This is a genomic window from [Micrococcus luteus] ATCC 49442, assembly GCF_010367585.1.
GTDB classification, from domain to species: domain Bacteria; phylum Actinomycetota; class Actinomycetes; order Actinomycetales; family Micrococcaceae; genus Arthrobacter; species Arthrobacter luteus_A.
Genome location: NZ_JAAAXP010000001.1, coordinates 4,365,297 through 4,391,874, shown reverse-complemented (window position 1 = coordinate 4,391,874; position 26,578 = coordinate 4,365,297). Strand labels below are relative to the sequence as shown.

The following is a 26,578-nucleotide window of genomic DNA, read 5'->3' as shown; positions in this document are numbered from 1 at the left end:
TCTCATATGGGCAAGACAACCGGCCGTAAAAAGCGCATCATCGTCACCACCGCGGCAATGCTGGTCATCGGCGGCGGGGCAGCTTTCGCATACTGGACTGGTGCGGGGACCACTAGCACCGCGGTCAAGTCGGGTACCGAATCGGCGCTCACTGTTGAGGTCACCTCCCTTGCCGGCGGCGTCCTCACCCCGGGCGGGCCCGGGCAGTCGGCAGAGATTGCTGTGACGAATCCCGGAAAAGGCGTGCAAAAGCTGAACAATGTCGTCGTAAAAGTCGCGAACTCCGACGGCTCTCCGTGGACGGCCATCACCGGCTGCTCAAAAGATGATTTCTCGGTTGCAGCAACCGTCGACAACGTCACTCAAATCGAGGGCGGCAAGAACGTTAAAGGCACTGTGACCATCCAAATGGTCAACGGGGATTACAACCAGGATGCCTGCAAGGACGTACCCGTTCCCCTCTACCTCTCAGTTAGCTGAAGGGGAACAGGCCTAAGCCTTCTTGCCCAGACGGTCAGTTTCGTCGCCCGCTGGTGACCTGACTAAGTTCACCCAGCGTTGAGGCCAACGCCTGAAAGGCTCACATGTTCGGCAACACCAGCTCCCTCGCGGGTCTCTCCCGGCCTCGACGGGAGCTGGTGTTGTTTCGTCGCAGTGCGCAGGCAGCCATCCTGGGCATCATCCTGTCCGTAACCACTGTTTTTCAGGCGTTGCCGGCATCTGCACATTGGAGCGCAACGGGAAACGGAAGTACGACGGCGACAGTAGGGACGCTCGCCCCGCCAACGAACGTCTCGGTTCCGGCACGCAGCGACTCCGATGTAGCTGTCGGTTGGACAAAGTCCGTGGGGCACGTCGTTCCGACAGGCTATGTGGTTACCCGTATCACTGGCTATGGCAGCGTGCCTGCGTGCGGCTCGAGCCTGGCCGCGCCCATCACGGGGACCGGCTGTACAGACATCTCTGTGCCCGAGGGCGATCACAAATACCAGGTAACGGCTGTTTATCGGTCGTGGACCGCCGCGGCCCAGCCGAGTAACAGTGTGACTGTATCCAGCCGTCGGGACCTGTACATCAGTTCGCAACCCTCAGCCTCGGTAATGGCAGGTGCGAAGTTCTCGCTAACTGTCCAGCTGCGCACCTTATGGGAGTTCCCGTTGCTACTTGGCGACATTCCCGTGACCGTAGCCATCGGTGCCAGCCCTGGCGGTGGATCGCTCTCAGGGCCAACAAGAGTTGATACCAAATGGACAGGCACAGCCACGTTCAATGATCTGATCATCACAAAGGCCGGAACATATACGTTGACGGTCTCAAGCCCAGGCTTTGCGGGAACAGTAAGCCGCTCCTTTACTGTCACTCCGGCAGCAGCCACACAGTTGGTGGTAAGGACGCCCACGCCGGTGTCGGGAGTCGCATCCGCCACAGCCAACCTTGGGCCAGTGACAGTGGAACGCCGCGACCAATTTGGGAATCCTGCAGTTGGAACAGCGACGAGCATCAATTTGGCCTCAGACACTTCCGCAAACGGGGTCTTCGCAGAGACGGTCATGGGGCCAGGCATCACGTCCGTGAGCATTCCGGCCGGATCGTCGTCAGCATTGTTTTACTACGGCGCCAAGACTGCAGGCACCACGCCGTTCACGGTCTCCGGCATTGGAACACCGTTGCCCGTTCCAGTGCAGATCCTGCCGGCGCAGGCGTCCAAACTCGAGTTCGGCAAAATTGGCTTCGACGGAGTCCTTCCGAAGAACGTCCACTTCATCGTGACTGTCAGCGTTCTCGATGTCTTCGGTAACGCAGTGGACGCGCCGACGATTACTACCATTGTCCAGACGGGGGCAGCGAAGTGCAGTATCAGCGGCACGCCGCAAACCGTCTCTTCGGTTCACGGAGTGGCTACTTTCATTGGGCTGATACACAACGGACAGCAGGACGATTGCCGGTTGACTGCCACCAGCACGGATTTACCACCGAAAGACAGCGCAACGTTCAAATTCCGCTGAGGCGTCAGCCCGCCACCGCCACATGGCGTCCCTACACCTTCAGCGCCTTCCGCTCCCGGGCACTGATCGAGGAAACCCGGCCGCAATTCGAACAGGTGATCTGGTAGCGCCGGGACGTGGTCAGCACGGGAATGAAGAACAACGTGAACTTCCGGGCGTGCTCGTCGAGGTAGTGCTGCACGAACTGGCCGCAGTTCGTGCAGGTGGCCGGCCGGCCCGGCAAAGCGCGGACTACGGTCTTGAGGCCGAAAATAAGAAGCATGAGGTTCCCTTTCAAGGATGCCGGCAGCCCGAAGATGCCAAAGACTCCACGAGGTCCTGGGCAATTGGTAAAAGCGCGGCGGACTAGTCGAGCGTACCGCGTAAATAGGAAGTGGCCTTAGTATTTAGTCGTGCTTCAACGGCCCATCAGAGGGACTCGCTGCTGGTTTCCGGGGTATGGAGGTCGATGATAGGCAAGTGACCGTCCGTGCGGATGGAGTCCCCTCCCCCGTTGCGGTGGTGGTAGCCGGTGGAGAAGTTGCGGATGACGTGCACGGATTCCACCGCGTTGGCCGCACGCAGCGTCTCAATGATGAAATCGCGTTCTTCGTCGGTGCGGTCGGCGATCTTGTGCGTGATTTGGAAGGTGAACAGGGACAAGCCCACGCTTCTGTCGTAGGTGCCCGCGCCCACCCAGTCGACGGGGATGCCGCCGGGCAGCCTCCAGCCGTCGGCGCACTGCCAAAACCGGACGTGGTGCCGCTTCCGGGGATTCCCGTCGATCTCGCGCTGAAAGGCCAGGTTCTGCCTGTTCCCGAAGACGTACAGGGAACTGACCGGTGCCCTCGGATAACTGCGGCCCCGGATCGTTGACGTGAGGGTCCTCCAGGCGGTCGCCGGGGTGAGGGCATCGGCCTCCACCCAGCCGGCCTTGAACATCGCATGCCGCAGTTCAGCTTCGGGGCCAACCACTGCGAGGTTGACGGGGTCGCCGAGGACACCGTCGCCGGTGCGGGCGCGGCCTATGAAGTAGTCCGGAATGTAGAGGCTGCTCAGGATCTTGTGTATCCGGGGAAGCAGTGCGTAAGCCAGGATCAGCCAGACCGGAATGAACACCCAGGCCTGCGACGGTCCACGGGAAAGCCTGGCAAGCAGGAAGTAATACACAGCCCAGCCCACTGCCACGGTAATGAACCCATAGAACAGCCGCTGCAGCACGGCGAGAACCGTTGCCCAGCGGCTCTGTCTACGCTCCTGGGAGTCCTGTGCCCGGGAATGGTCCGGTTCAGCCGGGAGAGGGTGGTCAGCATTCCCCGATGTCACCTTAGTAGTTCCTCCTGTGCTTCAGCCGGGGAAGCACAAAAGCAAACACTGCAGCCGCCGCGAACCCCAGGAAGCCGGTGGCCGCAACCCCCGCCCCCAGTGCGGCCACGGCTGTCACGCCGGACAGCAGTACCGGCCCGCCCGTTGAGCCGGCGTCGGCAATGAAGCGCCACAGCCCCAGGAACTGGCCGCGGCCCCTGTCGGGCGAGAAGTCGGCGCCGAGGGTCATGATCAGCCCGGAGCTGATGCCGTTCCCGAACCCGATGAGCAGCGAGGCCAGCAGCAGCCCGGTAAACGAACCCGTGAGAGGAATTACCAGCATCGCGATGCCCATGATGATGGTTGAGGGAATGGCCACGAACAGCCTGCCGCGCCGGTCCATCACCTTGCCCGCCGGGTAGAACACCAGCATGTCGATCGCCCCGGATAGGCCGTAAATCACCGACGCCTGCGCCGGGTCCATCCCCAGATGGTCGGCCCACAGCGGGATGACCACCTGCCGGGACGCGCGCAGCGCGCTCAGCAGCAGGATCCCCACTCCGAGCGTCAGGAACACGGTGCGGTGCGCGACCGCCACGTTCCGCAGCGTCGGCTCCGGAGTCTTGTGTCCGCCGTCGGGCGGTGGCGGAACAACCAGGTCCGGGATGGTGACGGCCAAACCCGCGGCCGCGGCCATGCCGGCCACCCCCACCCAGTACGCTCCGGCTAGACCGGCAAACTGCATCACACCGGCACCCACAAACGGCCCGATAAACACACCGATCCGGGTCACCCCGCCAAGCGTTGACAGCGCCCGCGCCCGGAACTCAATGGGTACGGCCTCGGTGAGGTATTTCTGCCGGGCCAGGCTGAACACGCTGGCGGCCATCCCGACGACGGCCATCGCCGCCGCCAGCAGCCATAGCCCGCCAGGAATCAGGGAGGACATCGCCGCGGCCGCGAGGGCAAGCGCACCCACCGCAGCAGCCCCGACGATCGACCAGCGTTCGCCGAACTTCAGCGTAATAAGGGACGCCGGCAGGTTGAAGAACCACGAGCCCAGCCCGATCAGGGTGACCAGCAGCGCAGAGACGGCCACCGAGGCGCCGAGGTCGCGCGCAGACAGCACCACCACGGGAAGCACTGCGCCTTCGCCGATACAGAACAGCAGCGCAGGTCCGAAAGCGGGTATTGCGATGCTTCGGAGGTTGAACGGCTGCGGGGTTCCTGGCGAAGTCATCAGATTTATCTTAGGCCGCAGAAAATTCCCTAATATTCAGGGGGTCACAAGCAGCCTCGCGAGGACTAACGTTTGCCTTGTGGGGCGCACTGCCACCTGCGCCTCAAAGCCAAGGAGGTCTCATGGGTGAGGTGTGGATCCGCACCATCAATAACAGCCTGGTCCGGGCAGACAAAGTCACGGAAATCGCGTCCACCCGGGCGTCCCTCCACGACGACCAGGGCTACGCGTTGAAGGTCATTGTGGACGGCAAGGCCCACGTGATCATTGACGACGGCGGGCTGCCGGGCTCGTTCACCGAGCGGCAGGACTATGCGCGGCATCTTGAAGATGCCCTGCTTGTTGCCATCGATGAGGCGCACCAGTCCGGCGCGTCCGTTGTGGTCTGCTTCGAACCTGAATCCGAACGATGGGTCATGGCTGCCGCCGCTGAGCTGACCGGACAGATTCCCGCCATCGGCTGACGCTACATTTGCATCTACGGCAGCGCCCGACGGCTGCTTCTGACGGCAGCGTCCGACGGCGGGACTTCCGTTCAGCGCGACGCTGCGGGTCTGCGTCGATTTTGGGCTGCCGTTTCAGGCTGCCAGGAGGCCTGCCGCGTGGACGGCGCGGCGGGGCGGAAGAATGCTCAGCTTGCACGGGGTCTGCAGCGGATCGATCCGGACCGGCAGGTGACGTGTCACCGAGCAGGTCTCCAGCTGGCGCAGGGCTTCAGGGTCAATGCGGGCGTGCCGCATGTCCAATTCCAGGTCAAGGTTCAGCTTCAGGGCGTTGGCGCGCTTCACCACAACATAAAGGGCCTGAATGCTGTGAATGGTGACGTGGCCTTTGGCGAGGACGTGGGCCTTGGCGTGGTCTAGGTCCAGACGGACAAGAATGCTGAGTTTTTCAGTCAAGGCGAAACACCTTCTTTGCGTGGCTGCGACGCTGCAACCGGGGCGGCCGCGACGCCGCGGCCTGTGGCCGCGCTTCAGCAGCCATCTTCAGGGTAGGCAGAATTGTGTGACCCGCACAACATTGGGTTCCATTGTGTCGGTAGCCTCCATGCCCGGCGCCGGCCCTCCCGGCGCTTCGGATTGTGTGTCATAGAGTTCGGAGCATGAACATCACCGTTGCAGGAGGAACCGGAACTGTTGGACGCCACGTTGTGGCCGTTGCCCGGGCACGTGGCCACCACGTGGTCAGTCTCTCCCGGGCGGACGGCGTGGACACCGTGACCGGCGACGGCCTGGCCCAAGCACTTGAGGGTACGGACACGGTGATTGACGTGGCCGGCATCCAGACGCTGAACGCGAAGAAGGCAGTGGACTTTTTCTCCACCACTACGCAAAACCTGCTCAAAGCGGGGACGGCGGCCGGAGTACAGCACCAGGTGGTGCTCTCCATCGTCGGGACCCACAAAGCGGCGGCGGGGTACTACGCCGGAAAGCTGGCGCAGGAGAACCTGGTCAGCAACTCCAACCTGCCGTGGACCATCCTGCGGGCCACTCAGTTCCATGAGTTCGCGGCGCAGATGCTGGAGCGCAGTTCAGTAGGCCCGCTGGCCCTTGTCCCGCGGATGGCCACCCAACCTGTGGCGGCACGCGAGGTAGCCGAGGCGCTGGTTGACGCGGCGGAAGCAGGCCCCCAGGGACGGCTTGCAGATCTTGCCGGCCCCGAACGCAAACAACTGGTGGACCTCGTCCGGGCGTATTCACAAAAGTACGGGCCAAAGAAGCTCATCATTGAGTTCACAGCCCCCGGGCCGCTCTGGCGCGCCATGCGGAACGGCGACCTGCTCCCAGAGGCAGGGTCCGACGTCGGGCGCCAAACGTTCAGCGCGTGGCTGGCAACTGACCGGAACAGAAGTTAGGAACCGCGCGGCGGGAGATGCCCGAAACAAGGGGCCGACGACGTCAGATGTTCAGGCCTGGCTTTACCCTGAGGCCACTTCGCCGCCGGCCCCGCCTGCTCCGCCGGCAGCTGGGCGGCGACCCGCTGGTCCCTGCGCAGACGGAAAACTGAAGGCCCCCACCATCGGAGCCTAGGACTGACTAAACCCATTAGATTCCCTATTGACGCTTCGCGCACGAGTAGGAGCTACCCTACTTTTGGCCGCCCCTGTTCGCCCTCACAAGTAGTGCCGGCTGTTCAGAAAATGTGCCAAGTACCGGCGGCCAGGAAGTCGAGTACTGACCACTCATGCCACGGGAAGACGCCGGGAAGTAGCCTAAATACCTGCACCAGCTTCTACCGGCGCTTCGTCCGGGCAGACTGTGCCGGCGGCGAGAGGGCCTTTTGAGACCGGGACCCTAAACCATCCGCCGCCGGCACTACCACCGCATCAGCGCGGGTCAGTCTCGGATTGGAAAAGGCGGCTGCTGACATCATCCCGAAGAATGTGGAACTGCCCGCCGTTGCCGTTGACGGCACCGTCCAGGACATAGAGTCCTCTTCCAGCTTCCGGGCCCCCGGCAGCACGGTCCAAAGCCTCGACGAGATGCCGGCCCAGCCGCCCCTTCGGCCCTAAAGACTTGATCTCTTCCAGTTCTTCCGCTGTCAGCCTAGACAGTACTGCGTTGATTTCAGCCACAAAGCACCCCTCCCAGATGTGCAGGCAATTATTGGCCTGAGTCCCCACAGGCTAGGGCAGGCCAGGAGGCGCCGCAAGGGCACCGGGGTCTAGGAGCGGATCCGTGCTGTGGCTAGGATAAAAATATGGCCTGTCGGCAGACAGCCGGCAGACGCAGACCATAGGGAGAGACACCATGGGTTTGGATGACAAGATCGAAAATGCCGCCGAGAAACTGGGCGGCAAGGGCAAGGAAGCCACAGGCAAAGCTACTGGCGATGAGAGCCTCGAAGCCGAGGGAAAGCTCGACCAGAGCAAGGCGGACCTGAAGCAGGCCGGCGAGAAAGTCAAGGACGCTTTCAAGAAGGACTGACTCCATTAGCGCGAGGGGCGCCGCTCAATGAGCGGCGCCCTTCGGCTTTCCACCGACGCCCGCCGGACAGCGGGCAACTGGCGGCGGGCAACTGTGGACGCAGCCGATCAGGCGCTGGTGGCGTCCTGGACTTCGCCCACGAGTTCTTCGATGATGTCCTCGAGAAACAGCACGCCGGTGGTGTTTCCGTGGGCGTCGAAGACCCGCGCCACGTGGGCGCCGGTGCGGCGCATGGTGGCAAGCGCGTCCTCAAGTTCGCTGCCGCTGTAGGCCGAGGCCAGGCGGCGGATCCGCTTCGCTGGCACGGGCCGGGTGAACTTCTCCGGCGTGGTCAGGTCCATAACGTCCTTCAGGTGGAGGTAGCCGGACGGATCGCCGTCCCCATCCGTGAGGATGTACCGGGAGTAACCGTGTTCCGCCACCGCCCGCTGGATGTCCGCGGGCGTCGCCGTGGCAGGCAGGAGCACCATTTCACTGATCGGCACCTCAACATCCGCTACGGTCTTGGCGGTGAATTCGAACGCCGCGGTGAGGGTGCCGCTGGTGTCCGTCAGCATCCCGTCCCGCGTGGACTGCTCCACGATGTTCGCCACCTCGTCCAGCGTGTAGGCACTGGTGGCCTCATCCTTCGGTTGCACCTTGAACAGGCGCAGGACCGAGTTGGCGACGCCGTTCAGCGTCCAGATCACCGGCTTGAAGATCCGGGCCACTACTACCAGCGGCGGCGCCAGAATGAGCGCCGCGCGTGTGGGAACTGAGAACGAGATGTTCTTGGGCACCATCTCTCCGATGACCACGTGCAGGAAGGTAACCAGCAGCAACGCAACAACGAACGCGATGATGCTGATCGCTTCGTAGGACAGGGATGTCAGGCCCAGCGGTAATTCCAGCAGGTGATGGATTGCAGGTTCGGAGACGTTCAGGATCACCAGCGAGCACACGGTGATGCCCAGCTGACTCGTGGCCAGCATCAGCGTCGCGTGCTCCATGGCCCAGAGCGTGGTTTTCGCCGCTTTGCTGCCAGCCTCCGCTTTGGGTTCGATTTGGGAACGGCGGGCGGAGATAACGGCGAACTCGGCACCCACGAAGAACGCGTTGATGACCAGGAGAACCACTAGCCAGATGATTCCGGGAAGGTATTCACTCATGGGCCAGCTCCTGTGTGAGGTTGTCAACGATCCTGTCGTGGGGGCTCTGCGGCGCCTCGGGGGCAGGATCCGGGGTGAACCGCAGCCTTTCCACGCGTGTCGCCGCCACGCGCTCCACCCTGAGGGTGCCGCCGTCGACGGCTACTTCGTCGCCGAGTTCCGGCATCCGGTCCAACAGGTCCGTGACGAACCCGGCCATGGTGTCGTACTCCTCGCCGTCGGGCACGCTGATGCCCGTCCGGTCCAACAGCTCGTCGGGACGAAGAGACGCATCAAAGGTGATGGAGCGGCCCGTGCGGACCACACCCACCCGGGCGCGGTCGTGTTCATCCTCGAGCTCCCCGACGATCTCCTCCACCAGGTCCTCCAGGGTGACAATGCCGGCCGTTCCGCCGTGCTCATCGGTAACGATGGCAACCTGAAGCCCCTGCTTGCGCAGCAGGACCAGAAGGGAATCGACCCCCATGGATTCGGGCACCCTGAGCGGGCGGATCATCAGATTGGATGCGATGACTATGCCGCGGTCCTGAAGCGGCACGGCGAAGGCCTGCTTGACGTGCAGCACGCCCAGAACTTCATCGCGGTCGCGTCCGATGACCGGAAACCGTGAGTAGCCGGTGGCGGTGGCCAGGATGACGATGTCCTCGGCGGTGTCGTCGGAACCGACGGCGGTCATCCGCACCCGCGGGGTCATCACGTCCGCCGCGCTGTGCTCCGAAAACCGGAGAGTCCGGTGCAGCAGGGTGGCATGGTCGAGGTCAAGGACGCCTTCAAGGGCGGAGCGGCGGACCAGCGAACTGAGTTCCTCTGCGCTGCGCGCCCCGGAGAGCTCTTCCTTTGGCTCAATTCCGAAGGACCTGATGATCTTGTTGGCGGTGTTGTTGAACAGCAGGATAATCGGTTTGAAAACGGCGGTGAACAGGGCTTGGAATGGAATGACCACCTTGGCCGTTGCAAGCGGGAGCGCCAGGGCGAAGTTCTTGGGGACCAGCTCACCCACCACCATGGAGAAGACGGTGGCGATGAAGATACCAACCACCGCGCCCACGCCGGGCACAAGCCCTTCCGGAAGCCCCGCGCCGAGCAACGGTCCGCGCAGCAGCGAACTGATCGCCGGCTCGAACGTGTAACCGGTGAGCAGGGTGGTCAGCGTGATGCCCAGCTGCGCACTCGAAAGGTGCGTCGAGGTGATCTTCAGGGCTTTGATAGTGGGCCCGAGGCGTTTCTCGCCTCGGGCCTGACGGGATTCCAGATCGTTCCGGTCCAGGTTCACCAGGGCGAACTCGGAGGCCACGAACAGTCCCGTACCCACCGTGAGGATCAGGCCGATCCCGATCATGATCCATTCATACATTGGGGCGCCCCTCCCCGGCGTTGGCCGGTAAACCGGTCAGATGGCAGAGGGGCAAGGGCATATGTGAAGGAGGGTCATCCATAAGACTCCCCATTCTAACGTTTCCACGGAGACCGGACGGCCCCCTAGTGGCTGCGCCGGAAGTGCATCACTCCCACAACGAATCCCATGGCGCCCACCAAGGATCCGAGAATGATGCTGAGGCCTGAAACGTATTCAAGAACGGTCATCGTTGACTCACCTTTCATAGGGCTGAAGGCTGACGCTAACGTGGAAAGCACAGGCTCGGCCCAAGATATCCCGTGTGTTGCATCACGATTCAGGCACGGCCGCCGCACGCTAATCGGTGTAATAAATACGTAACTGTTGCGTGGGTCACATTCGCCCCTTACTCTGGACAAGGCTCAAGAAACGGGCCATAGCAAGAAGCTGCAGCGTCGCAGCCAATGCCGGGGAAGGCTTTACAACGTGAACTCAAAGCTCAACATCGTTGTTCGAATAGATCTAGACCACGCCAGGGCGCTGGTGATTGCGAAGGGGCATATCACCGTCCATAGCGTGAACGCACTGTACATAGTCGTCAAGCGGGCCAATTCCCTCAAGGAAGGCCTGGACCTGAAACTGGACATCACCCACGCACGGGTTGATAAAGAAGCCCTGGAAATGCTCCGGACCGCCTCTGAAAGTCACCACCTGCCCGCGCGGATCGATCCGCAGCAGGCACCGTGCACCATCCATGTCCTGGCACCGCGCCGGGAACATGCACCCGCAAGGCGAGCACTGATCGCCGCCTAAGGCTTTTCAAGGCAAGGCACCCGCAGCGCCCAGCAATCGGGCCAGAGCGCCAGCCACAGACTTTCTTTCTCTCAGATTTCCACAAGCTCAGAGTGCAGCTGTATCCGAATAGACGGGTAGCTGCACTCTTAGTTTGTGGATAAACCCTCCTGCGCTGGCGGGAGTATCTTGAGGCATATTTGCGCCTATCCGCACCCGGTCTTGAGCGTGTTCATGCACAGTGTTCCCTTAGAGGCTGAAGCGCACCGTAGGTGCCAAAGGCCAGCAGTAGGTTCCGTTTGAAAAGCGAGTACTTCCTACTCGTGTGCTCCCCTGTTCCCCGCCTGTAACGTCCTGAAGCATGTCGAAAAGCATGCATTTACTGGCGAAGGACAGCCGTGGGTCAGCATGAGGCCATGGTGGTTCCGCTGCTGGACAATTCTGTACTGGACAGGTTGAAGCTGGAGCTGGACTACGACGAAGGCATCTGGAAAGTATTCATCCAGGACTTCGTAGCGCTCCTTCCCGCGAGGATTGAGCGACTACGGATGGCGTTGACCACCGGCGATCCTGTCACCTCAAAAGACGCTGTCCTCAGCCTGAAGACCGCCAGCCAGATGGTGGGCGCAGAACGGCTGGCGGCGCTCGCCGTTGACCTGCAGCGCGCCATCCGGAACGACTCCCCCGACGGCCCCCGGTCCATTGTCCTGCCAAGGCTGGCGGTGGCACATCTCCCCCGCATTCGGCAATGTGCCCAGCAGACCACGCACCTCCTTGAAAGGCACCTTCACGGGTACGGCGCCTAAGGGGTCACCCGCAGGACTCCTAGCGGTACCCGTCCACGATGGCCGCCGCAATCTCCTTGTACGCGCGCCGGGTCTCCGGTTTCAGCACGTCCAGGGTGACCAGGTCGCCGTCGGCCACGCCGCGGTCGTGCGGGACGGCGATGAGCTGGCGGCAGATCCCGGCGAGGTGTTCCTCGATGGCGTCCTTGTCCACGCGGGAGGAGACCTCGTCCTTGTCCGTGATGACCACAATGGCGTTCCGGGCCAGGTCCTCGTAGCCGTGGCTGGCCAGCCAGTGCAGCGTGCTGCGGGCCCTCTTCGCGCCGGAAACGGCATATCCGGCGGCGATCACCAGGTTGTCCGCCGACTGCAGGATCCCGCTCATCGCATTGTGTGTCACGCCGGTGCCGCAGTCGGTCAGGGCCACCGAGTAGTAGTTCGAAATCAGCTTGCGGATACGCAGGTACTCCGCGGCCGTCAGGGAGTCGGAAACCTCCGGGTCCTGCTCCCCCGCGATCAGGTGGAGCCGGCCCGCGTGGTGCATGTATCGGGCCAGCGCGGTGAGCGAGTCCACGGAGTCAATGTTTTTGAGCAGGTCCGTGATGGTGCGCGGGCTGGCCTGCTGGTAGATCCCCTCGCCGAGGGCGCGCTCCACGAGGTCGCCGGAATCCGGGTTGGCGTCGATGGCGCAGGGCGCGTCGCCGCGGAATTCGGCCAGGGTCAGGCCCACGCCCACCGTGGTGGAGGTTTTGCCGATGCCGCCCTTGAGGCTCAGCACGGCGGTGTTGTAGCTGCCCTGCAGCTGGCGGGCGATGCGGCGGCGCAGTTCATCCTCGTCGCGCTGCTTGGCGCTGGGCCCCAGATTCCAGGCCCCGCCCGTCATCGCGTAGATGGCGCCGCGGATGCCGCCCACGGGCCGGGGCTTCTGCTCTCTCACAAACAGGCCCGGGGAGCTGATGAAGTCAGGCATGGGGCTCTCGGCAATGACGTCCGCAGCGGTCGGGCGGATGCGCCGGAACGAGGGGGTTTCGTCACCAGGGGACGACGACGGCGGCGCAGGAGTGCCGCCGTCGTGCGCCACCGCGGAGGTGCCGGAGTCCTTGGCGGCCGGTTGCCCGGCCTGCGGAACCGCGGTCACCGGCGGCTTGGCGGGACGGCGGGTGGGCGCCGGAACGGGCGCCGCGGGTTTGGCCTGGTCGGCGGCAGCAGCGGCCTCCGCCCAGGAGGTGCGGCGCGGGACCGGGGTGCCGGCGTCGGGAGTGGCGAAAGGCTCTGGAGTTAGGGCTGGCATGGTTCCTGTCTGGGCATCCGAAAGCGCGCCGTCGGCGCGGCGAAGGTCGCGGCGTCGTCGGGACGGTTGCGGTTGCCCTGCATCCTCTGCATTGGCGCGTGCGTTCTGATCCGCCGGATCTGGCATGTCTGTCCCCCAGGACGTTCGGCACAAGGTTCTGCGGCACTTTACGGACTGATTCAGTCACTAAGTCTAGGCGCTGCGCCGGAAGTACGAGGTCAGTGACGGGTCAGCGCGGCCACCACAACACAGGCGGTGAGGATCAGAAGGACGGCGAGGACGGCGTAGCCCTGCCAGCGGGGACGGCCCTTGTGCGGGTTGATGTCGACGTAAGGCATGGCTAGTTGCGTTCGCTCCTTGTGGCGGTGACCCTGAGGGCGCGCCGTTTGAGGCGCAGTACCTGATACATCGCACAGAAAGGAACCAGCAGCGTGAACAGCAGCGCACAAAGCGCCAGGACATAGTCAATGAGAGCCACAGCGGCCTCCGTTGGTTTAGCAGTGATCCCCCATGCGATCTGGGTCAGGCTAACCGTTTGTCACAGCTGTTTACAAGTCACGTCAAGGGTTGTGGCTTCCCGGAGCCCGCCTGAACTCCTGAAACGCGGGGTCGGATATGGGCATTTGGAGGGCATTCCAGGGCCCGAAAGTGACCCCCGCGGGCAGGCCGTTACCTTCCCTGCACCGGACCTTTGAGCTTGTAACCGCATTGGAACGATTGCCGCCCCCGCGGAGCCGCTGGCCACCTTACTATCGGTAAATACGCAGTTGTGTGGTCCGAGGAGGCACCCCATGAGCAGGCACCGTCCACCTTTGATGTTCCTCCCGGCCGCGTTGTGCCTGGCCTTCGCCCTCAGCTCGTGCGCCGGGGTCCCCGCACCCGCAGGCACGGAAACCACGGCGCCTTCCGCGTCCACAGCGCCGGCCTCCACAGCGCCGGTATCTCCGTCCGGCTCCGCGTCCGCCTCCGCGTCCGCCTCCCCGACCGAAACGCCCGACGGCGGCAGCACCGCCGTCGCGCTCTCCACCTTTTCGGGGACCTGGGAGGACGTGGAGTATTCGTTCGACCACCCGTCCGACTGGACGGTGCGGGACACCACCAAGGACGACCCGCCGCAATCCGGTGCGGTGACGGTCCTGGGACCTGACGGCCGGGAGCTCGCGCACCTGACCATCCTGCTGGCGTGGGGCGCGGAGTGCCCGTGCGTGGAGCGGCCCGCGGTGCACTTCGGTGATGTGCCCGGCAAGACGCCGCTGTCCAAGTCAGGACCCTTCGTGGCCCGGTCCGTGGCCATGGACCTCACGGACTTCCCGCAGGACCGCGCGGACAATCTGTGGACAAACAACGTCCAGGTGGTCACGTCCCTCACCGGAGCGTCGGCCCCGGTGAGCGCCACGCTGGTCCCGCGCCTGATGTACGGACTGGGCCTGGTGGAAACCGGCGTAATGGCCGTAACTGAGGTCACGCACCGCACCGTCCTGTTCATCTCAGGCCGCGACTTCGGGACCATGGCTGAAGCCGAGGCCTACGGCGCGTCGGAGGAGCACCGGAAAATCCAGGAGATGATCGCGTCGTTCCGGGAAGCCAGGGCCTAGGCGTATCATCCCGGGTACGTTAACGCGCCGGTTTTGCGCCCGGACAGTGAAGGCTGAAGGGATACTGGATGACAGCCAAAGACTTCGAATTCATTAGCGTCTGGCGGCTTCAGGAAACGATGCCTGAGGTGTTCGACGTCCTCGCCGATGGGCTGTCCATGCCGATATGGTGGCCCGCCGTGTTCCTCGACTCCTGCGAACTTGAGCCGGCCGGGGCGAATGGCCTCGGGAGGGTCCTCGACCAGCATGCGAAAGGCTGGCTGCCCTACACACTGCACTGGCAGTCCCGCCTGACTGACAAAGAACCGTGCAGCAGACTCACAGTCGAAGCCCGCGGAGACTTCGTGGGCTGGGGACGCTGGACGCTCGCACAGGATGGCGAATGGACGGTGGCCACATACGCGTGGAATGTGCGGCTCAACAAACCCGTGCTGCGCCGGTTCACTTCCGTGATGGAGCCGATATTCTCGGCCAATCACAGCTGGGCTATGGCGCGCGGGGAGGAAAGCCTGGCCCTCGAAATTGCCCGCTGCCGCGCTACCACGCCGGCGGAGCGGGCGTGCATTCCTGCACCGCCGCGGCCCACACCCTCCCTTGGGCCGGCGCTGCTCGCCACAGGCAGTGCAGCCCGCCGGCTCCTCCGGCGCCTAGGGCAGCGGGCCCCCTAAGGAGACCTGCGGCAACGCTGTTAGTGGAGGGAACGCGTCTCCTGCAGTCGCTTGATGAACCAGCGCGACTGCTCCGGGCCGTAGGGCAGAACCGGGATGGCCTTGGTGGCGTCGGAGGGGGCTTCGCGGATGGACAGCTGGGCCTGGCGGACGGCGGTGGTCATGGTGTTGGCCATGGTCTTGACGAACTGATCGGTGCAGGGCTCGCCGTGGCCGGGGATGAGGAATTCGTAGCGGTGGCGCAGCGCCGAGATGTGGCGCAGGCTGTCCGCCCAGTCCTCCGGGTAGGAGTCCTCGAAGGACGGGTGCGCGCCCTGCTCCACGAGGTCACCCACGAAGAGGGTGGTGGGGGTGCCCACCAGGAGGTCGCCGTCGGTATGGCCGCGGCCCAGGTAAAACAGGGTGACGGTGATCCCGCCGAGGTCCACCAGAACGGGCTGGTCCCGGACGATCGCGTTGGGCACCACCAGGTCCACGTTCTCGCCCTCGCCGGTGGACATTTCCGGCTCCAGCGTGCCCACGAAGCGGCGCTGGAGGTCACCGTGGGTGTCGATTTCGCGGGCGCAGTTTTCGTGCGCCCAGAACTCGGTGGCGCCGTCGGATGCGAATACGGCGTTGCCGAAGAAATGGTCGTAATGCGCGTGCGTGTTGACCACCACGATGGGCAGGTCAGTCTTCTCCCGCACAGCGTCCAGGATCTCGCGCCCCTGCCGCGGCCCGCAGCCGGTGTCCACCACCATGGCACGCTCGGAACCAACAATCAGGCCGGTATTCAGCAGCGAACCTTCGGTCACCAGCACGTAATTGTCTGCGCCGACTTCGAGCCATTCTGACATTTTTACTCCGTACCTCCGGAAATCACTTCGGTTCTTCTTGGCCTCGATTCTACCCACGGAGCCTTGAGCTTCCGGGAGGCGGGCATGAGCTGAGCGTCCGACGGCGTCACTCCACCGGGTGCGGCTGTCCAGCTTCGAGGCACTCAGCCATGCCCGGGCAGGTGCGGTGGGCAGTGCTCCCCATCGCGGCCCGCTCCAAAAAACCGGCATGATGGTAGCTGCACTTCTCGCGCCAAATATTGGGGGAACTACGTGACCAACAACCAGCAGCCCGGATGGCCGCAGCAGCCGAACAACCAGCAGCCGCCGCCCGAAGGCACTCCGCATCCGCCCATCCCGCCGGCCCCCGTGTTTGGCCCGGACGGGCAGGCACAGCAGTTCCCTCCCCACCCGCAGCAGCCGAACCAGCAGCCAGGCCAGCCGCCCTACACCCAGCAGGAGTGGCCGCAGCAGGGCCAGCCACCGTACGGCAACGACAGCGGCCAGTACGGCCCGGGCAGCTCCTTTATGCAGGCTCCGCCGAGGAAAGGCATGCCGGTGTGGGGCTGGGTAGCAGGCGGTGCGGGCGTTGTGGCTGTCCTTGCCGTGGCCGGAGTCATGGCCTTCAATGGCTTGGCGGGCAGCAATCAGGCGGACCCCGTGCCCGACCTCAAAGCCACTGAATCGGCGGCGCCGGAAGAATCTGCGGCGTCCGAGGAGCTGGCGGACACCGAAGCCACGAGATCCACATCCGTCTATACCTTTGACGATGCCGGCTTCACCAGCGCCCCCGTGTGGTCCATCAAGGAACCCCAGGGCTGGACCAAGGAACAGGTCAGCGAAGGAACCGTCAACTACCGGAACGCCAGCCTGCAGTGCACCTTCACCACGTACCAGGCAACCCTGGAGCCCACCGGCGAAACCGACGATGAGGCCAGCACAAAACGGATCCTGGCCTCGGAGATCGAGGGCGTCAAGACCTCGCTGGGCAAGCCGGTTGAGCTGGTCGACGATACCCGGTCGCTCTACGTCAAGCTGCGCGACGATGGCCGGGAAATCGAAATGCAGCAGGCAGAACTCCGCTTCAAGAACGACAGCGATGCCGACGTTGTCTACCGGCTGGCCGTGCGCACAACCACCAGCAGCAACGGGCTGATGGAACTGGCGCTGGCGTGCCCCGCCGGCATGGACTATGACTACGGGCTCTGGCTGGAACTGGCCGAGCGGGTCACCATGGTGGAGGCACCCTAGCTCCCCGGCAACAAGCCAATGAGCCGCCCAGGGCCACGACGGCCTGGGCCGCTCATTCAGTTAAAGTGGCCCACGCCTCCAGGAACTTTCCGGCCATGTGGGCGTAGCCGGCGGTGTTGGGGTGCGCGCCGTCAGCATCGAATCCTGGGCTGTTCGCGGCCGTGAACCAGCCGGCCTCGTACGCATCGATGAACGGGGCGCTGGCGGCCTCGGCGCCCGCACGGACCGCGGTGTTCGCGCTGCTGAGTTCTTCGGCAAGGGGCTGCGGGGCGGAGGGCCCCAGGACCACCACCTGGACGCCGGGCCACAGCCTGCGGGCCGTCTCGATGGTCTGCGTGGTGGCGGTTTTCAGCTCATCGGGGTTGTTGAGGAAGGCGTCGTTCTGCCCGCCCTGAAGGATGAGGAGGTTCGGGACAAAGCGCGGATCTTCGGCGATTTCCCGCAGCCGGACTTCGTACTCAAGGCCCCGGTCATCCTGCGGTCCGCCGCCCCAGGCGAACCCCGTTCCGGGAACGCCGTCGATGTTCGTGGGATACCCGAGCGAATCGGCAACCACGTATGCCCACCCCTGCTCCTCCCGGGCCGCCCCCATGCCAGCGGTGTAGGAGTCACCAAGAATCAGGAGGACGGGCTGGGCGGGAAGCTCGATTCCCTTCCGCTGCGCCGTTGCGGACGCCGAGGGGGTGGCGGTTGCCGTGGCCGTCGGTGCCTGGGCAGACGTCGCAGGACCGGTTGGTGTTGCGGCCGGAAGAGTCGCCGACAGGGCGCCTGCCGGTTCCTCCGGAGCCCGCGGGTTGGTCAGGGCGATCCCGGCAACGCCGAAAGCGACGACGGCCAGTAGAAAAAGCGCGCCGTACTTGATCCATTCCTGCTTGGTCACGTTGAAGCCCCCACGGTTTCTTATCACCGGCACATCTTACCGTCGCCCGGCGGGCGAGCCCGGGTCTAGGCTGAGTGCTGAACCCACAGAGAGCGAAGTGCATGAGCATCCACCACACGGTCCTGGCCGGCCTCAAGGCCGAACTCCCCTGGGTCCGGGACGTCTACCAGGACCTGCACCGGCACCCGGAACTCAGCCTCGAAGAACAACGGACCGCCCAACTCGTCGCGGAGAAACTCACCACATTCGGTTATGAGGTCACGCACCTGGGAGGTACCGGCGTCGTCGGCGTCCTATCCAACGGCGAGGGCCCCACGGTCCTGGCGCGCGCGGACATGGACGCGCTGCCAGTCACCGAGGCCACCGGCCTCGACTATTCCTCCACAGTGGCTGGCGTGATGCACGCATGCGGACACGATGTGCACGTCAGCACGCTGCTGGGCGCCGCGAAGCTGATGGCAGACGGCCGCGCCGCCTGGTCCGGGACGTACGTTGCGCTGTTCCAGCCAGCCGAGGAAGTGGGCGCGGGGTCGCAGGCAATGGTCGACGACGGCCTGGTCACCATAGTGCCGCAGCCCGACGTCGCCCTCGCCCAGCATGTGATGCCGATTGCTGCCGGGACGGTGGCCACCGCGGCGGGACCGGTGCTGTCCGCCGGGGATTCGCTCCGGATTACGGTGTTCGGGAAGGGCGCACACGGGTCGATGCCGCACATGGCGGTGGACCCGGTGGTGCTGGCATCCTCAATTGTGCTCAGGCTGCAGACCGTGGTTTCGCGGGAAACGAAACCCGGGGACTTCGCCGTGGTCACGGTGGGGGCGCTGAACGCCGGGACAAAGTCGAACATCATCCCGGACCGCGCCACACTGCTGCTGAACATCCGCACGTACGACAACCAGGTGCGGACTGCAGTGCTCGCGGCCATCGAGCGGATAGTCCGGGGCGAGTGCGTCACCGCGGGGTCGCCGCAGGAGCCCGTGTTCGAGTACTACGGCCAGTACCCGCTGACCACCAACGATGACGCCGTGACCGCTAAAGTGACCGAAGCCTTCACCGCCCACTTCGGCACCGACGCCGTCCACACCGCCGCAAGGCAGACTGCGTCCGAGGACTTCAGCCGCATCCCGGACGCGTTCGGCGTCCCCTACACGTTCTGGATGATCGGCGGCGCGGACCCCGAAACGTACCGGACCGCCGTCGCAAACGGTACCGTGAGCAAGGACATTCCGGCCAACCACTCCCCCTTCTTCGCGCCGGTCCTGGATCCGACGCTGGAGTTCGGGGTCCGGGCGCAGGTGGTGGCGGCATTGACCTACCTTGGCGGCTCCGCGTAGAGGTCAGTCGGCCGCGTCCCGGTTCCACTGCAGGTCCCGCTGTTCAGCGGGAGCCACCTGCCGCGACGCGGTGCACGCATCACACTGGCCAACAAACTGGTGCGGGCAATTCATGGAGTCCAGGTTGTCGCCGGTAGCCAATCTGATTCGCATGGTGTCCTGCGTTTCCGTCCACGCCACGATGGGTGGGCTGTGCTCGTTTTCAGATGATGGCGCCGGCGGAGACCGTAGCGGGCACCAACCCTGAATCCCGCCGGCTCAATAAGTACATCGAATGTACCGGTGACTTGCACGAGTACGCAGTACTCGACTTTCTGGTGCCGACTACGGGTGATACGAGGACGACGGCGGCGGGCAGTTATGGGCGACCGTCCAGTGCGCGGAGCACTCGGAATCGCCGGCCGACTTGGCCAATTGGCAGGCCGTCGGGAGCTAGCGGCGCTCCCTCAGCGTCAGACTACAAAAGTCCGTCCAGCGCATACCGTGCGTGCGCTGCGATGTCTTCCTGGTCGAGGCGGGACAGTTCCGGGTTCGGATCGTCCCCGACGATGTGCTCCGCCACGAATCTGCGAACTGCTTCAGCTAATCGCGTCATGCAGCGACCGTAAGATGCGGCGCGGCCGCACCAACAGCGTAGGGAGTACCCGATTCCGGGACCACCGGCTACCTGTTGGTGCCGTAACGCTGCCGTAACGCGTCTCCCGAATGCTTGAGCGTGCACATCCATTAAAGGAAAGGTGACACGATGAGCGGACTTCGGAGCGAATGGACGCCGCAGCAAGTGCAGGAGAACCTCGGCGATGCCAGCGAGAACCTGCCTGAAGCACGGACCACCGACAGGTTTCCGGTAACAGGCACAGCAAGCGGAATGGACTTGCGCGAAGGCGAGGATCTGGACGAGGAGTATGCGGCCGCGGCAAGTCCAGGCAGCGAACTGATGCCGCCGGACCCGCCCCGGCGCCCTACGGATGAGGCGGCCCGGTGATGGGCGTCTACTTCAAGAACGGCACCGGGGACACCCTCTTCGTGGCCTATGCGTACCACTCTCCCGGTTGCGAGGGCGGCACGGACTGGTCCAAGAAGGGCTGGTACCGCATCGGGCCCGGTGGCACCGTGAAGGTCTACAGCGGGTGGGCGGGACCGGGAAAGTACTTCGTCTTCGCCGAGAACGAGTCCCGCACCAGGAGCTGGTCCGGCCCGTTCTTCACGCAGTTGCCCTCGAGAGCCTTTGACTGGTGCTGGCAAACCGGCAGCAGCGACAGCCGCACGCTTGGCCTCGCCAAATTCGAGGTGGGGTGGGGAATCCTGGACCACACCGTCCGCCTGACCTGACGCAGGCGCGCACCGGGGCCCCTTACATTCCCCAACGCACCCCGGGTTCGCGATGGCAAGCCGGTGTGCTGGTGTCCCGGCGGGCGGCCCGTATCCGAGAATCGTTGGTAGGGATGGTTGCCGTGGACGGTGACATGGAGCTGGAGATTGGGTCGGGCTCCGTACCGGGTGAGTACGCGGTACGTGTGCTCCGGGCCCCGGCGGGTGGGCATGCTGCGGGCACGTTTGACCTGGATGTGGAAGGGATCCTGAACAGACTCGCGAATCTGGAGGCTACGGTCCTGGCATCGGCAGCCTTTGCGCGCCGGCAGACCCCCCTCGCGGAGCGCCCTGTCCGGGAGGTCGGGCAGCAGCTGTTTAAGGCGCTGTTCAGCCGGGAAGTGTACGGGACATACCGGGCGAGCCTGGGAGCGGCGCAACAGTCAGGCCGGCAGCTGCGCCTGGTTCTCAGGCTCGGTGCGCCGCAGCTGGCCGCCTTGCCATGGGAGATGCTCTTCGATCCCGAGACGGAATCATATTTGTGTCAGACCGAGCCGCTGCTGCGCCACGTCCCCGCCCCGGATTACCATGTGAACCCGTTGGAGGTTGTGCCGCCGCTGCGGATCCTTGGTGTCGTTGCCTCCCCTCGCGGCCTGCCGGCCCTGGACGTGGAGGCCGAAAAGGAGCACCTGGCGAGGGCCCTTGCCGGGCCTGCCGCCGCCGGACGGATCGAACTGGTCTGGGCGCAACACTCCACCTGGGACGATGTTCACGAGCAGTTGCTGGCCGGGCCCTGGCATGTCCTGCACTTCATCGGCCACGGGGATTATGACACCGCTACCGACGAGGGACAGATCACCCTGCTCCGGGCGGACGGGCGGGCGGACAGCATCGAGGCCAGCCGCTTCGTGGACCTGCTCAGCACCGCCAGGCCGGTCCCCCGGCTGGTCGTGCTCAATTCCTGCTACTCCGGCCGCAGCGGTGACCAGGATCTGTTCGCCGGCACCGCCGCCGCCCTGGTGCGGGGCGGGATCAACGCGGTGGCGGCCATGCAGTTCACCGTCAGCGATGTGGGGGCGGTTGCGTTCGCCCACGGCTTTTACGCCGCCCTTGCCAACGGCCGCAGCATCGATGAGGCTACCCGCAACGGACGCATCTCTATGAGGGGGAAATCGGGCGGCACCCTGGAATGGGTAACCCCGGTGCTGTACGTGCGGGGAGGCTCCACCGAACTCTTTACGCTCACCGGACTGCCCGTCCCCCAGCCGGCCGCAGCGGCCCAACCACCGGCCCGGACCGACGAACCTGATCTTCAGATGGCCGAAACACGGGTCCGTGACGCCCAACTGCGGGCCCTGTACGTCCAGGCCAGCGCCGAACTGCGGACCAAACACTACGGACCCGCCATCGAACTGCTCAATCACCTGCTGACCCTGGAACCGGCCTACCGTGACGCGGCGGCACTCCGTGAAACCGCACGGGACCGCTTCACGGCCGCCCGGACGTACCTGCGGGCACGGGAGGCGGAACATGAACAGGACTGGATGGCTGCCGCCGCAGGCTACGCCCAACTGGCCGCCGATCCGGCATATCCTGACGCCGCGGAGCGAAAGACCCGATGCGAAAGCCGGCAACGGATCTCGGAGCTGGAGGCGGAATTGCGGTACCACGCTGATACCGGCAGCTGGCAGGCCGTCCTTGACGTCGCCGCCGAACTCGAAGGCCTGGACCCTGCTTCCGCTGACCCGGACGGGCTCGCCACCACCGCCCGGGCAGAGCTGCTCACAACCCACACTCCGACAAAGCCCGATCCTTCGGACAATGGGTCACGCCCACCACCTCACCGGAGGCAGCCTTCCGGGCTCGCATCCTCTCTGAAAAGATTCTGGGACGCACCCCCCGGACCCGACAAAGTCCCGGTGACCGCATCAGCGGCGGACGTTTCCGCAAACACCCCTGCTGCGCTGAACGCGATGCTGCTCCTCGGGGGCGGCGTGCTGCTAACGGGCGCCGGAGCAACTGTCTTCTGGGGAGGTGTCCTCTACAGAACCCTGCCTTTGGGCTTGTTCCTAGGGCTGATAGTCCCCGCAGGGTACGCGCTAGTCCTCCTGTCAGGCCTACCAGGCGGGTCCAGGTGGAGTCGTATCACCCTCAGCGGAGCCGTCCTTGCTGCCGCCGCAGCTGGCGCCACAGTGGAATACACAGCGGTGCAACGCTCCGATGGCAGCAGTTCGAGCACGTCCTACGCTGGTGACTTGGCGATCTTGAGCTTCGTCGCATGTCTTCTCGCCGTTACCGCGGGCATCATCTCGATTCGATCCAAGTCACTGCACCGATTCCTCGACTGGGTGCTGCTGGCCCCTCTGGCACTGATGCCGTTTTCGGAGTTGTTCTTCGGTGGCACCTTAGTACCGTGGGGTGACTTCCTTTTGTTGGTTGCGGCCGCCGGTATGACCTTCATTGTTGCGGCACTCCGCCTGAAGAATAGGAAGAAGCCGTGACCCGTCTGGTCGAATTCCCCACGGCCAATGGGGCTGCGGTCCTCGTCGAGGTTAAAGACGGCGCCGCGGGCCCCGTCACGCGCGGTGGGGCTCACGGTGAGGTCTTTGCCCGTGCCCAGCAGACCTTTGAGAATGCACTTGGCAATATCCGGCCCGCGGTTCAAGCCGTCATTGACGAGCTTCTCAGCGTCAGCAACCGCCCTGACGAGGTCTGCATCGAGTTCGGGCTGGACGTGCATGCCGAAGTGGGCGCGTTCATCGCTGCGGCCAGCAGCACCTCCAATTTCAAGGTGACACTGACATGGCGTTCAGGGCCGGACAGACCCTCCGCCGCCAGGCCTGCTGAGTTTGGCAGCACCGAGTAACCGGCCGACGGATTCACGATGACAGCTGACAAAGCAGGACGAATGTGCCTTTAGGCGGGCAACGAAAGGGCCGGGGATCTCCGGCACGCACCCGTCAGCCCGTCGCCCGCATCCCGGCGAGCAGGATCGACACGAGGCGGGATTCGAGATCGGGGCGGCACGGCGCACGGCGTCGGGCCGCGGCCAGGTCACCGTGCCGATGGCAATCACCAGCTCCACCGCCGTGAGGTCTGCGCGGACCAGCCGGGCCTTCGGACCGCCGTGAGCTATGCGTCGACGGCCATCAAAGCAGCGTCCTGCGCTTCTGGTTCGGCGGCAACGCCACCTCTCGCTTTCTCGCCCCTTAGCGGGTCCATGGCCTTGGCATCGCTGCCCTCGTCTTCACCCTCGCCGCATGGGTAGTCGTCGGCCTGGTGCGGCACACGGTCGCACTAAATTCGGCCGGCGAAGGCTGACCTTCCCCAGAAACGAATGGCCCTCGATGTTTACCGACGCGAAAACGTCGCACGGCTTAGAATCTTGGAGGGGGGACCAAACAACACACCACTTTCTGCCCATCGTGCGGCAAGACAACCAACCACGTGACCCGTTGTGCAGAGGACGACGGCGGCGGCCAGCTACAAGCGACTATCCACTGCACTGAGCGCGCGGAATCGCCGGCCTGACCACGCCGGAGGACTCGATAATGCCAACCCACTCGGCACGTTGCCTGGGTTGTCCTAACGGGTCAGGGCCAAGGCAGCGAGAGCTACACCCGCCAACAGGACGGTGCTCAGTAACGCGAACCGCGGTAAGCCTCGTTTGACTGGTGTGGGACTTCTGCGGCGTCCGTGCCGGCGCTCAATAGACTGTGCCATGCAGTTGACTTTATCCAGCGTCCAAATGTGGCACCCGAGTATCGAGTACTTGTCTTGAGAAAGCCCGAACACTTAGCTCCGCACGGGCGTCCCAGTGCGGGCGTCCTCCCGATCTTATGGGCGCCTTCGTCAGTGGTCTCAACGCGGGTGTTCATTCGGGGAACCGTTTTAACTCGGCCGTGACAAACCGGGCGATGAAGGCCAGGAGTCCTGGCGTCGCTGTCGGGAGCCGTGAAGCTCATAAGGTTTGGTAACGCCCCAAGCCGACTCGGAAACCCTGTTCCAATCAGGTCGAATGTTAGGACGCCGGCTATGGTGCGAGTTGCCAAATCAGGCCACACCGTGCACAGCGGACTCGCAACGTTCCCGGTGAGAGGCCCGTGACGGGGCGCCAAAGACGTGACATCCTTATACCACGAGTCGGCTCTGATCGGATGGCACCATGGACTACGGACGGTGTGGCTGCTCGGGTACCTTCGAGCAGCGAACGGTAGAGGTGAGGATCAACACTGCCTCTGGCGGAGGAGAACGGTTCACCCTGGATGCAGTGCCACAGGGCGCCTGCCCGCTGTGCGGGTCACGCGTGTATAAGGCCCAGATCCTGGACATTATAGAGACGGTGATGTTCAGGGCACGGACAAACGTCAGGTCAGACTCAACCGGGCCACCGGCTGGATATTGAGGTTGCCGTTCAGCTCCTCGTAGGCGGCCACCTTCAGTCTGGGGTGCTCGACCTGAACAACGCTTCGCAGCCGCGCACGGACCCTAGCCCGGGTGAGGAGCACCGGCAGCATTACGACGGTCGCAGGTAGATAGGCCATCTCGGCGGCGATCATGTCGAGGAAGGCCCGGCGTTCATCGGGTGTGAGCTCGGCGGGATCGCGGAGCCGCTCCTCGATAGCGGGGTCGAGAAGGTAGACCACCAGCGTGGTCGTGCTCCGGCTGAGCTGTCGGGAAAGGGCAGTCGAGAGCAGTCCACGGCAGGTCTCGGCCAGCGACGCCTCGACGATGTCGTCGAGCTCGGGAGCCGGTACCACCTCAACCCGGTGGCGGCGGGTGGTTACCCGGACCAACCGAGGATCCTCCGGCGCCGGCGGCGCGGACGCGAGGAGACCCGTGAGCAGGTCGGGGAGGCGGTGGATTGGGACCTGCTCGGCAACAAGCCGCCGTACTACGGGCGTCAAGGAAAGCACACCGCCCAAGGCTTCGACAGTGGGACGGAGGGTACGGCTCTCCGACTCCAAGCGTGCCAATTGATACCGCAGCAACCGTTGGTGAACCAGGGCAGCAGCGTGGCGCCGCACGATCTCGGCGCATGCCATAACAACGTACCCGCGCATGGACCAGGTGGTCCAGCCGGCCGCCTCGAGGGCTTCCTTGGACGAGGCACTAACCACGGCGGCCGGCAGACCCGTCGACGGGTTGGTCACCGGACGCGGTTGGGGACCGTCGAAAGTCAGCGGCTGCAGTCGCTCGCTGGTGTCGTTCACGAGGAGCTCATCATGGCGGAGGCCGGGAAGGGCCAAGGTCCGCAGATCTCCCACCTGCACGGCATGATGGTAGTCCGGCAGGCTCGGTTCCACCTCGAGGCGCGGGATTGGGAGCGGGACGCCCAGCTCCTCAGTCAGGCCGGTGGCGAGGTCCAACAGCAGCGAGCGCCAGCTCTCATGGCCGTCGCCGGCGGCCGTCTTCTCGTCGATGACAACCGTGATTCTGCTCGACTCGTCGAGGACGGCCTCGAACAGCGACTTCGGCTCCGATGGTGACCCCGCCGCGAGCAGCGGCGCGAGCCGGTCTGGGCGCGCCCGGTGGCGCACCAGCTTCCGGACCAGGCCGGCGAACCACGGCGGCGGGTCGTTCGGTGTCGCGTCGCTGGGTTCGACAACAGCTTTCCAGATCGTGTCAGCAACCTCGGTGGTGATAAGGAACTCGGCATTGAGATGGATCGTGTGAGCGATCCTGTCCTCCACCGTGCTGGTGTGGCGAACCAGGTACTTCGTGCTCGGGACCTCGCAGCGGTAACCGTTGATCGCGATCTCGAGAGCATCACCGACAACGACGACGGGGTTGGTCGCTGTGATTGGCAACGCGAGCTCGCGTAGGGTTTGGTCGATCGCTGCGGCAGCGTAGAGCTGTACGGCCTCCTGCCGGTCGGCATCGGCGGCAGGCAGGGTAATCGCAACAGCGACCAT

General features: G+C 64.5%; 29 protein-coding genes. 15 read left to right on the top strand and 14 right to left on the bottom strand.

Annotated features, from left to right (window positions below):
* Window positions 1-6: 6 nt before the first annotated feature.
* Window positions 7-480, top strand: coding sequence for a hypothetical protein (locus GUV69_RS19980; RefSeq protein WP_164205576.1), 474 nt, complete (start codon window positions 7-9; stop codon window positions 478-480).
* A gap of 485 nt (window positions 481-965) precedes the next feature.
* On the top strand, window positions 966-2,006 hold the full coding sequence (locus tag GUV69_RS19975) for a carboxypeptidase-like regulatory domain-containing protein (RefSeq protein WP_164205573.1): 1,041 nt from the start codon (window positions 966-968) through the stop codon (window positions 2,004-2,006).
* Between the two features lie 31 nt (window positions 2,007-2,037).
* Here GUV69_RS19975 and GUV69_RS19970 read toward each other — a convergent pair whose 3' ends face one another.
* The 3 genes from GUV69_RS19970 to GUV69_RS19960 all read right to left on the bottom strand — a co-directional run bounded on the left by GUV69_RS19970 (window position 2,038) and on the right by GUV69_RS19960 (window position 4,530).
* Window positions 2,038-2,268, bottom strand: coding sequence for a zinc-ribbon domain-containing protein (locus GUV69_RS19970; protein ID WP_164205571.1), 231 nt, complete (start codon window positions 2,266-2,268; stop codon window positions 2,038-2,040).
* Between the two features lie 146 nt (window positions 2,269-2,414).
* Window positions 2,415-3,311: an LssY C-terminal domain-containing protein gene (locus GUV69_RS19965; protein WP_164205570.1), complete on the bottom strand. Its 897-nt coding sequence runs from the start codon at window positions 3,309-3,311 to the stop codon at window positions 2,415-2,417.
* A gap of 1 nt (window position 3,312) precedes the next feature.
* Window positions 3,313-4,530: an MFS transporter gene (locus GUV69_RS19960; RefSeq protein ID WP_164205568.1), complete on the bottom strand. Its 1,218-nt coding sequence runs from the start codon at window positions 4,528-4,530 to the stop codon at window positions 3,313-3,315.
* A 122-nt stretch (window positions 4,531-4,652) separates the two neighbouring features.
* Between GUV69_RS19960 and GUV69_RS19955 the strand changes: the two genes are divergently transcribed.
* Window positions 4,653-4,994 carry a thioredoxin domain-containing protein gene (locus tag GUV69_RS19955; protein WP_164205566.1) on the top strand — a complete coding sequence of 114 codons (342 nt, stop codon included), beginning with the start codon at window positions 4,653-4,655 and terminating at the stop codon, window positions 4,992-4,994.
* 114 nt (window positions 4,995-5,108) lie between these two features.
* On the opposite strand, the gene GUV69_RS19950 is transcribed toward GUV69_RS19955, so the two are convergent.
* Window positions 5,109-5,429, bottom strand: a complete 321-nt coding sequence (locus tag GUV69_RS19950) for a hypothetical protein (RefSeq protein ID WP_164205564.1) — start codon at window positions 5,427-5,429, stop codon at window positions 5,109-5,111.
* A gap of 203 nt (window positions 5,430-5,632) precedes the next feature.
* Here GUV69_RS19950 and GUV69_RS19945 point away from each other — a divergent pair, with 203 nt between their 5' ends.
* Window positions 5,633-6,385 carry an SDR family oxidoreductase gene (locus GUV69_RS19945; protein WP_164205561.1) on the top strand — a complete coding sequence of 251 codons (753 nt, stop codon included), beginning with the start codon at window positions 5,633-5,635 and terminating at the stop codon, window positions 6,383-6,385.
* 471 nt (window positions 6,386-6,856) lie between these two features.
* Here the strand turns inward: GUV69_RS19945 and GUV69_RS19940 are convergent, their stop codons facing one another.
* Complete coding sequence (locus tag GUV69_RS19940; protein ID WP_164205559.1) at window positions 6,857-7,105, bottom strand: hypothetical protein; 249 nt, start codon at window positions 7,103-7,105, stop codon at window positions 6,857-6,859.
* Window positions 7,106-7,280: 175 nt separating this feature from the next.
* Here GUV69_RS19940 and GUV69_RS19935 point away from each other — a divergent pair, with 175 nt between their 5' ends.
* Entirely contained in the window at window positions 7,281-7,457 is a 177-nt protein-coding gene (locus tag GUV69_RS19935) for a CsbD family protein (RefSeq protein ID WP_164205557.1), read from the top strand.
* Between the two features lie 107 nt (window positions 7,458-7,564).
* Here the strand turns inward: GUV69_RS19935 and GUV69_RS19930 are convergent, their stop codons facing one another.
* Together GUV69_RS19930 and GUV69_RS19925 are read right to left on the bottom strand one after the other, a co-directional pair.
* Window positions 7,565-8,605, bottom strand: coding sequence for a hemolysin family protein (locus GUV69_RS19930; RefSeq protein WP_164205555.1), 1,041 nt, complete (start codon window positions 8,603-8,605; stop codon window positions 7,565-7,567).
* Window positions 8,598-9,959 carry a hemolysin family protein gene (locus GUV69_RS19925; RefSeq protein WP_164205553.1) on the bottom strand — a complete coding sequence of 454 codons (1,362 nt, stop codon included), beginning with the start codon at window positions 9,957-9,959 and terminating at the stop codon, window positions 8,598-8,600. The genes GUV69_RS19930 and GUV69_RS19925 overlap by 8 nt, the downstream gene beginning before the upstream one ends.
* Before the next feature lie 468 nt (window positions 9,960-10,427).
* On the opposite strand from GUV69_RS19925, the gene GUV69_RS19920 reads away from it, so the two are divergent.
* Complete coding sequence (locus GUV69_RS19920) at window positions 10,428-10,754, top strand: hypothetical protein (RefSeq protein WP_164205551.1); 327 nt, start codon at window positions 10,428-10,430, stop codon at window positions 10,752-10,754.
* Between the two features lie 377 nt (window positions 10,755-11,131).
* Window positions 11,132-11,539 carry an Hpt domain-containing protein gene (locus tag GUV69_RS19915; protein ID WP_244292805.1) on the top strand — a complete coding sequence of 136 codons (408 nt, stop codon included), beginning with the start codon at window positions 11,132-11,134 and terminating at the stop codon, window positions 11,537-11,539.
* A gap of 19 nt (window positions 11,540-11,558) precedes the next feature.
* Here the strand turns inward: GUV69_RS19915 and GUV69_RS19910 are convergent, their stop codons facing one another.
* Window positions 11,559-12,935, bottom strand: a complete 1,377-nt coding sequence (locus GUV69_RS19910; RefSeq protein ID WP_431197118.1) for a MinD/ParA family ATP-binding protein — start codon at window positions 12,933-12,935, stop codon at window positions 11,559-11,561.
* Window positions 12,936-13,149: 214 nt separating this feature from the next.
* Complete coding sequence (locus GUV69_RS19905) at window positions 13,150-13,287, bottom strand: hypothetical protein (protein ID WP_164205547.1); 138 nt, start codon at window positions 13,285-13,287, stop codon at window positions 13,150-13,152.
* A 313-nt stretch (window positions 13,288-13,600) separates the two neighbouring features.
* Here GUV69_RS19905 and GUV69_RS19900 point away from each other — a divergent pair, with 313 nt between their 5' ends.
* Together GUV69_RS19900 and GUV69_RS19895 are read left to right on the top strand one after the other, a co-directional pair.
* A complete protein-coding gene (locus tag GUV69_RS19900) occupies window positions 13,601-14,404 on the top strand; it encodes a hypothetical protein (protein WP_164205545.1) in 804 nt (267 codons plus the stop codon).
* 68 nt (window positions 14,405-14,472) lie between these two features.
* Complete coding sequence (locus tag GUV69_RS19895; protein WP_164205543.1) at window positions 14,473-15,072, top strand: SRPBCC family protein; 600 nt, start codon at window positions 14,473-14,475, stop codon at window positions 15,070-15,072.
* A gap of 20 nt (window positions 15,073-15,092) precedes the next feature.
* On the opposite strand, the gene GUV69_RS19890 is transcribed toward GUV69_RS19895, so the two are convergent.
* Window positions 15,093-15,908, bottom strand: a complete 816-nt coding sequence (locus GUV69_RS19890) for an MBL fold metallo-hydrolase (RefSeq protein WP_164205541.1) — start codon at window positions 15,906-15,908, stop codon at window positions 15,093-15,095.
* 252 nt (window positions 15,909-16,160) lie between these two features.
* On the opposite strand from GUV69_RS19890, the gene GUV69_RS19885 reads away from it, so the two are divergent.
* Entirely contained in the window at window positions 16,161-17,138 is a 978-nt protein-coding gene (locus GUV69_RS19885) for a hypothetical protein (RefSeq protein WP_164198707.1), read from the top strand.
* Window positions 17,139-17,190: 52 nt separating this feature from the next.
* Here GUV69_RS19885 and GUV69_RS19880 read toward each other — a convergent pair whose 3' ends face one another.
* Window positions 17,191-18,018, bottom strand: coding sequence for an SGNH/GDSL hydrolase family protein (locus GUV69_RS19880; protein WP_164205539.1), 828 nt, complete (start codon window positions 18,016-18,018; stop codon window positions 17,191-17,193).
* A 101-nt stretch (window positions 18,019-18,119) separates the two neighbouring features.
* On the opposite strand from GUV69_RS19880, the gene GUV69_RS19875 reads away from it, so the two are divergent.
* Window positions 18,120-19,352, top strand: coding sequence for an amidohydrolase (locus GUV69_RS19875; RefSeq protein ID WP_164205537.1), 1,233 nt, complete (start codon window positions 18,120-18,122; stop codon window positions 19,350-19,352).
* Between the two features lie 3 nt (window positions 19,353-19,355).
* Here the strand turns inward: GUV69_RS19875 and GUV69_RS19870 are convergent, their stop codons facing one another.
* Together GUV69_RS19870 and GUV69_RS19865 are read right to left on the bottom strand one after the other, a co-directional pair.
* Complete coding sequence (locus GUV69_RS19870; protein ID WP_164205535.1) at window positions 19,356-19,505, bottom strand: hypothetical protein; 150 nt, start codon at window positions 19,503-19,505, stop codon at window positions 19,356-19,358.
* 304 nt (window positions 19,506-19,809) lie between these two features.
* On the bottom strand, window positions 19,810-19,947 hold the full coding sequence (locus tag GUV69_RS19865; RefSeq protein WP_164205533.1) for a hypothetical protein: 138 nt from the start codon (window positions 19,945-19,947) through the stop codon (window positions 19,810-19,812).
* 150 nt (window positions 19,948-20,097) lie between these two features.
* Here GUV69_RS19865 and GUV69_RS19860 point away from each other — a divergent pair, with 150 nt between their 5' ends.
* From GUV69_RS19860 to GUV69_RS19845, 4 genes are all read left to right on the top strand, one after another.
* On the top strand, window positions 20,098-20,337 hold the full coding sequence (locus tag GUV69_RS19860) for a hypothetical protein (protein ID WP_164205531.1): 240 nt from the start codon (window positions 20,098-20,100) through the stop codon (window positions 20,335-20,337).
* A complete protein-coding gene (locus tag GUV69_RS19855) occupies window positions 20,337-20,684 on the top strand; it encodes a DUF1036 domain-containing protein (RefSeq protein ID WP_164205529.1) in 348 nt (115 codons plus the stop codon). Before GUV69_RS19860 ends, GUV69_RS19855 begins: the two co-directional genes overlap by 1 nt.
* A 134-nt stretch (window positions 20,685-20,818) precedes the next feature.
* Complete coding sequence (locus tag GUV69_RS19850) at window positions 20,819-23,164, top strand: CHAT domain-containing protein (protein ID WP_164205527.1); 2,346 nt, start codon at window positions 20,819-20,821, stop codon at window positions 23,162-23,164.
* On the top strand, window positions 23,161-23,529 hold the full coding sequence (locus GUV69_RS19845; protein WP_164205525.1) for a CU044_2847 family protein: 369 nt from the start codon (window positions 23,161-23,163) through the stop codon (window positions 23,527-23,529). Before GUV69_RS19850 ends, GUV69_RS19845 begins: the two co-directional genes overlap by 4 nt.
* 1,501 nt (window positions 23,530-25,030) lie before the next feature.
* On the opposite strand, the gene GUV69_RS19840 is transcribed toward GUV69_RS19845, so the two are convergent.
* Window positions 25,031-26,578 (bottom strand): FHIPEP family type III secretion protein, encoded by a 1,548-nt coding sequence (locus GUV69_RS19840; RefSeq protein ID WP_164205523.1) that lies wholly within the window; start codon window positions 26,576-26,578, stop codon window positions 25,031-25,033.

Bases quoted from the DNA above. Each gene is read 5' to 3' on its own strand.
- GUV69_RS19980 (WP_164205576.1), top strand. From the start codon at position 7: ATGGGCAAGACAACCGGCCGTAAAAAGCGCATCATCGTCACCACCGCG.
- GUV69_RS19970 (WP_164205571.1), bottom strand. From the start codon at position 2,268: ATGCTTCTTATTTTCGGCCTCAAGACCGTAGTCCGCGCTTTGCCGGGC.
- GUV69_RS19960 (WP_164205568.1), bottom strand. From the start codon at position 4,530: ATGACTTCGCCAGGAACCCCGCAGCCGTTCAACCTCCGAAGCATCGCA.
- GUV69_RS19955 (WP_164205566.1), top strand. From the start codon at position 4,653: ATGGGTGAGGTGTGGATCCGCACCATCAATAACAGCCTGGTCCGGGCA.
- GUV69_RS19945 (WP_164205561.1), top strand. From the start codon at position 5,633: ATGAACATCACCGTTGCAGGAGGAACCGGAACTGTTGGACGCCACGTT.
- GUV69_RS19935 (WP_164205557.1), top strand. From the start codon at position 7,281: ATGGGTTTGGATGACAAGATCGAAAATGCCGCCGAGAAACTGGGCGGC.
- GUV69_RS19930 (WP_164205555.1), bottom strand. From the start codon at position 8,605: ATGAGTGAATACCTTCCCGGAATCATCTGGCTAGTGGTTCTCCTGGTC.
- GUV69_RS19925 (WP_164205553.1), bottom strand. From the start codon at position 9,959: ATGTATGAATGGATCATGATCGGGATCGGCCTGATCCTCACGGTGGGT.
- GUV69_RS19910 (WP_431197118.1), bottom strand. From the start codon at position 12,935: ATGCCAGATCCGGCGGATCAGAACGCACGCGCCAATGCAGAGGATGCA.
- GUV69_RS19900 (WP_164205545.1), top strand. From the start codon at position 13,601: ATGAGCAGGCACCGTCCACCTTTGATGTTCCTCCCGGCCGCGTTGTGC.
- GUV69_RS19895 (WP_164205543.1), top strand. From the start codon at position 14,473: ATGACAGCCAAAGACTTCGAATTCATTAGCGTCTGGCGGCTTCAGGAA.
- GUV69_RS19890 (WP_164205541.1), bottom strand. From the start codon at position 15,908: ATGTCAGAATGGCTCGAAGTCGGCGCAGACAATTACGTGCTGGTGACC.
- GUV69_RS19875 (WP_164205537.1), top strand. From the start codon at position 18,120: ATGAGCATCCACCACACGGTCCTGGCCGGCCTCAAGGCCGAACTCCCC.
- GUV69_RS19870 (WP_164205535.1), bottom strand. From the start codon at position 19,505: ATGCGAATCAGATTGGCTACCGGCGACAACCTGGACTCCATGAATTGC.
- GUV69_RS19865 (WP_164205533.1), bottom strand. From the start codon at position 19,947: ATGACGCGATTAGCTGAAGCAGTTCGCAGATTCGTGGCGGAGCACATC.
- GUV69_RS19860 (WP_164205531.1), top strand. From the start codon at position 20,098: ATGAGCGGACTTCGGAGCGAATGGACGCCGCAGCAAGTGCAGGAGAAC.
- GUV69_RS19855 (WP_164205529.1), top strand. From the start codon at position 20,337: ATGGGCGTCTACTTCAAGAACGGCACCGGGGACACCCTCTTCGTGGCC.
- GUV69_RS19850 (WP_164205527.1), top strand. From the start codon at position 20,819: ATGGAGCTGGAGATTGGGTCGGGCTCCGTACCGGGTGAGTACGCGGTA.
- GUV69_RS19840 (WP_164205523.1), bottom strand. From the start codon at position 26,578: ATGGTCGCTGTTGCGATTACCCTGCCTGCCGCCGATGCCGACCGGCAG.